This is a genomic window from Nostoc sp. (assembly GCF_036917755.1).
Classification (GTDB): Bacteria; Cyanobacteriota; Cyanobacteriia; order Cyanobacteriales; family Nostocaceae; genus Nostoc.
In genome coordinates, this window is the sequence record NZ_JBALFC010000027.1 from 1 (window position 1) to 5536 (window position 5536).

Below are 5536 nucleotides of genomic sequence, written 5' to 3' on the forward strand. Positions count from 1 at the left end.
TCGTAACTATAGGGTTTAGCCATAGCAAATCAAATGAGAGTAGGTCATGATAATACTTCTAGTCTATGTCCTAACTGTTTTGGCGCTTGCTATAATACCACTGCTATTTAAGTCTGAAAAGATATCCATTACTTCTTGTCTAGTACGTGAATCAAGAGCGCCGGTAGGTTCATCGGCTAGGAGTAAAACTGGTTGGTTGACGATCGCACGAGCGATCGCTACCCGTTGCTGCTGTCCCCCAGACAGCTGATTCGGTTTGTTGTTTAACCTGTTGCCTAACCTGACTCGCTTCAGGGCTAATATGGCGCGATCGCGTTGTTCGGCAGTATTGACACCTGCATAAACCATCGGCAGCATTACATTTTCTAGCGCACTTAACTGGGGCAATAAGTGAAACTGTTGGAACACGAACCCAATCTTCAGGTTACGAATCTGGGCTAACTCTGCGTCATTCAACACAGCTACATTCCCCTTATCCAGGTAATAGCGTCCCTTTGTGGGTCTGTCTAGACAGCCAATAATATTCATCACAGTAGACTTGCCAGAGCCAGACGCCCCCATAATGGCGCAGTACTCACCTTGCTCCACAATCAGATTAACATCCGCAAGCGCTCGGACTTCTGTTTCGCCAGAGCCATATATTTTAGAAATATTTTCCAAGCGGACAATGATTGGTTTGTAAACAGGACTAGGAACAGTAGGGTGAGCCACTTCCTGTAGGATGGACGGAGGATTTACTTGGTTATTCATCTTAAGCGCTTCGCAAAGCAACAATTGGATCGAGTTGGGCGGCGCGGCGGGCTGGGACGACACCAAAGATTAGACCAATGCTACCAGAAACACCCACAGCCAGGGCGATCGCAGGCAATGATACACTTGGTTTCAAGGGAGTTAGCACGGCCACAATCATTGTGCCGCCGACACCAACGCCGGTTCCAATCAAGCCTCCAGCTACTGACAGAATCACCGCCTCGATCAAAAACTGAGTCAGGATAGCTTGTTGTGTAGCACCAATTGCTTTCCGCAGCCCGATTTCTTGCGTGCGCTCAGTTACTGAGACAAGCATGATATTCATGATGCCAATGCCACCTACCAAAAGCGAGATGCTGGCGATCGCAGCTAGCATCAAGCTTAAAGCGCCTGTTACTTGACCGACAAGATCCTGGAAAGACTTATTAGCTACAACAGAAATATCTTTCTTGCCATGTCTGCGTGTCAGCAGGTTGGTAATCTGAAACGACGCCGCCCAGATGCTCTGTTTATTCTGAGCAGAAACCTCAATTGAGTCGATGGGAATGCCGTAGGCAGACTGGCGTCCGTCTATTTGAGTTGCCATTGTGGTGATGGGCACATAAACAACATCATCTTGATTAACTCCGCCAAAAGAACCTTTGGTTTTCATTATCCCAATCACTTGAAAGCTAATATTGTTGATTTGTACCTCTTTGCCGATGGGGTTATCACTGCCAAACAACTTACGCGCAGGAACTGAGCCAAGGGCAACTACTAGAGCGTTCTGTCTTTGTTCTGATGAATTAAAAAAACGCCCACTGACGACGGTAGCATTCCGTACAAAGAGGAAATCTGGTGTTATTCCCGTGATGTTGGTTTGTGTACTCTGATTGCGGGAACCAATCAATTGTCTGGTGGAAATCTGGGGAGCGACTTTCTTCACAGCCGGAGCTTGGGTAATAATAGCCTCAGCATCTGATAACACTAGCCTTGGTTCTTCAGTAATCACACCCTCAGCTTCTTCACTGCCTGCAAACACGCTTAATAGATTAGACCCATAAGACTCAAGCTGTGCAAGGCTGTAATTTTGAACACCTTGACCAATACCAATCATCGCAATTACAGAGCTGTTACCAATAATTATTCCTAACATGGTAAGACTGCTACGCAACTTGTTAGCTGCTAGAGTTTTAACTGCCATTTTGATGCTTTCAAGAAAGTTCATCTATCTCGCCCAGAGTTTTATCAATGTTTTCAAAAGACTGATGTCAGCCTGTTTCTGTTATGGAGATTAAAATTATGAAATTAGAACTTAATTCCTTCCTTTTCCTGGTCTTCGGGAGGGCTGATAAATACTTGTTCGCCCTCAGATACCCCTTGGATAATCTGGATTTGATCGCCAACCGTAGCACCAACAGTGACACTTCTAAATTGGGCTTGGTTGTCTTCATTGGGTAACAGTACGCCAGTCTGACCATTTGGGCGAGTGATAATTGTCGCCAAAGGAACAACTAAAGCCTGACGGATTTCCTGAGCAAGGAAAGCCAATTGTACATTCATACCAAACTTCAGCTTCTCTTGACCAGTTTGCACAGCCACCTTGACTCTGAAGGATGTAATATTGTTTTCCTTCACTGCTCTAGGTGCAATCAACCGCACAGGACCTGTAAATACGTCATCAGGATAGGCATCAACTTTAATCTCAACACGTTGACCTACCTTTATTTGAGCAATACTAGCTTCTGGCACTTTGGCTTCAATTTCCAAACCGCTAGAAAGTTCAGCAATGGAGGCTGAAGTTGCACCATCGCCGGAGGAGGCTGAAGTTGTGGGTGTGACAAAATCTCCTTCTTGCACAAACAATCGCGTAATTGTACCAGAAAAAGGAGCCTGGATTTGGGTATCTTGCAACTGAATTTCGTAGTATTGTAATTGTCCTCTTGCTTCGGCAACACTCGCTTGTGCTTGAGCAATTTCCTCTGGACGTGTGCCATTACGAAGTTTGGTTAAACCTTCTTTTTGTTCTTGTAAGCGAGTTTGGGCTGCTTGAAGAGTAGCTCTCGCCTCACCCTCTTTACTTAAATATTCGCCGAATTGATTCCGAGAAACTGCCCCTTGCTCTACTAAACTTTGATAGCGTTTGAGTTCCTCACGAGCATGATTAAACTTGGCTTGGGCTTCAGCAATGCTAGCTTCTGCTGTAGCTACTCTGGCTTTCGCTTCGGCAATATCCTCTGGGCGGTTTCCAGTCTGCTTTTGTGCCAATTCAGCTTGGGCTTTGGCTAAAGTGCTTTTGTATTGATTAATCTGGGCTTGTAGTCTTTGGGAATCCATATGAGCCACTAACTCACCCTGCTGTACCAGTTTTCCTTCTTCTATAGACAATTGCACTATCCGTCCTTCAGCTTTGGGACTGAGATTGATTTTGCGGACAGCCTGAACAACGCCATTAGCTTTGATACGAACAATCAAGCCTTTAGATACCACTGCTACCGTCTGTTGCGTGATGTCTGATTTAGGGCTGGCATCTCGAAGTGCAATGGTGACAGTGGTAGCAATTCCCAACAACCCAGATGCCACTAATCCGATCAGCCAGGGGGTAGTTTTTTTGATTCTGCGAATTATTGAAAGTTGCATATATTACCATTATCAATCAGAATTTCTGCTAAGGTTCAGATTAAAAAGGGATTTTCAAGCTTTTTTATATGGTGATTCCAGATAGCATTCTGCTTGCATCCTGTACAACTTAGCGTATGTGCCGTCTAACTTTATGAGTGCGTCATGGATGCCATATTCTATAATCCGTCCATTTTCCAACACTGCGATCGCATCAGCCATTCGTACTGTGCTAAAGCGGTGTGAAATTAAAACACTGGTGCGATCAAACATTAGTTCGGCAAAATGACTGTACAATTCATACTCAGCCTGTGCATCCAGTGCCGCAGTTGGTTCATCTAGGATGAGTAAATCTGCCTCACGCGCAAACATCCGCGCAGTTGCCACCCTTTGCCATTGACCACCCGATAAATCAATGCCCTCTTCTTCCTCTGCAAACATCCGGCTTAATTCTGTCTCATAGCCCTGCGGCAAACGCACAATATCATCGTGGATGCTGGCTTGCTGCGCTGCTTGCTCTATCCAATATTGTCATCTATTTTCGCCAGATTTCCCAAGCCAATGTTCTCACAGACCGTCAAATCGTACCGCATAAAATCTTGGAAAATAGTGCCAATTCGTTGGCGAAACTCGGCGGGGTCAAATTCTCGAATATCAATTCCATCCCACAAAATTTGCCCGTCAGATGGATCATACAGCCGAGTTAGTAACTTGACTAAGGTCGTCTTACCTGCACCATTGAGTCCAACCAAAGCTAAACAACTACCCGCGGGAATTTTCAAATTGACATCGCGTAGTATCCAGGGATGTTGTTTGCTATAGCGAAATGAAACATGGCGCAATTCTAATCCAGATGAGAGCTTTGGCACTGACTCTGTAACTGTTTGAATGGGTAATGCAGGTCGTAATGCCAGTAATTTTCGGAAATAGGAATGAAAAAGCACACTCTCATTCAGACCAGCAATTGCAAAAATAAATCTACTTAAGGCATCTTGAACTGAACTAACCGCACTCACGTATAGCGTAATGTCGCCTAATGTGAGTTTTTTGCCAAATGCGGCAAGCACAACAATAATAAAGGCGACACTTGCTACCACACTGGACAAAATGCTTAAGCCTAACTCCCAGCGTAACTCGCGCTGTTGTTGTTTTCGCTCCGCCCGATGAACCCGCTTGTATAAATCAAGCAGTTTATGGAGAAAATATTGCCCCAGTCCGAAAAGGCGGACTTCCTTCGCCGCTTGCACACTGGTCAGTAAAAAGCTGTAATAAAACTTACGTCGTTCAACGGGGCTGAGTTCAAACGCCAGTCCAAATCGTTGCTGTCCCAGTTTCAACTGCACATATAGTTGAGGCAAAGCCGCCAACAGAACTAAATTAGCCAAAAAGAGATTGAATGAGAACAAGACACCGACAAAACTTAATAGGGTAACTAAGTTCTGGATAAATTCTGTGAGAATTTCTAGTGTTTGACTAGAACTTTGCTCTGCACCTTGTTGAGCAAGGCGAATCGTGTCGTAAACTTTCGGGTTTTCAAAATGTGCAATCCCCTCAAAACAATTGATTTTTTGGTAAACAGTTGACTGAATTAGCACCGTTAACCGCCTTCCTAACTCGGCATTCAGATAACGACCAAGGTGCGGTAGCATTGCTGTAGCAACCATTAATACCGCCTGTGCCACAAGCAACCAGATCAGCTGCTCTTTCGTCGCCCTCCCGCCAATCAGTAGTTGTGCTAACCAATCAAGTAGCACTTTAGTTATCCAGGCATTTGCTAGGGGGATTAGTCCTTGAAAAATTGTGATGATAAAAGTCCCTATGCAAGCCGCAGGATACGCTTGCCAAACTAGCTTAAGCATGTGAGATATAGATTGCAAAAACTGCTGCCCATATTTAAATTTCTTTAACATCACTTGCTTCCCTAAGTTGGTGTACGGAATCTACATCCAAGCGGCGTGGTAATTTCATGACAGCTATGCCCGTTAATGCAGAAAGAGGTATTGGTCCGACTATTAAAGAATCCATACTGACTAGACCATCTCCGCGTACAAAGCAATGATTTTCTGGCACAGTCCAGACTAAATTGCCGTTACTAAGCTGTTGTACCTTTAATTTGCATAAAATGGAAATTGGATAAGTATTGGATCTACTGCCATGCCAGCTAGAGGTTTTCTCACACAGGGTCAAC

6 protein-coding genes are annotated in these 5536 nt (G+C 44.7%); all 6 read right to left on the reverse strand.

The features are described 5' to 3' along the window. Positions 1-63: 63 nt before the first annotated feature. Positions 64-750, reverse strand: a complete 687-nt coding sequence (locus tag V7L05_RS08460) for an ABC transporter ATP-binding protein (protein WP_335163612.1) — start codon at positions 748-750, stop codon at positions 64-66. A 1-nt stretch (position 751) separates the two neighbouring features. Beyond that, positions 752-1957 carry an ABC transporter permease gene (locus tag V7L05_RS08465; RefSeq protein WP_335163614.1) on the reverse strand — a complete coding sequence of 402 codons (1206 nt, stop codon included), beginning with the start codon at positions 1955-1957 and terminating at the stop codon, positions 752-754. A gap of 80 nt (positions 1958-2037) precedes the next feature. Then, a complete protein-coding gene (locus tag V7L05_RS08470) occupies positions 2038-3369 on the reverse strand; it encodes an efflux RND transporter periplasmic adaptor subunit (protein ID WP_335163616.1) in 1332 nt (443 codons plus the stop codon). A gap of 54 nt (positions 3370-3423) precedes the next feature. Then, positions 3424-3828 (reverse strand): ATP-binding cassette domain-containing protein, encoded by a 405-nt coding sequence (locus V7L05_RS08475; protein ID WP_335163618.1) that lies wholly within the window; start codon positions 3826-3828, stop codon positions 3424-3426. Positions 3829-3866: 38 nt separating this feature from the next. After that, a complete protein-coding gene (locus tag V7L05_RS08480) occupies positions 3867-5258 on the reverse strand; it encodes an ABC transporter ATP-binding protein (protein WP_335163620.1) in 1392 nt (463 codons plus the stop codon). After that, on the reverse strand, positions 5242-5536 hold a 295-nt coding region (locus V7L05_RS08485), incomplete at its 5' end, for a hypothetical protein (RefSeq protein WP_335163623.1). The genes V7L05_RS08485 and V7L05_RS08480, both read right to left, overlap by 17 nt.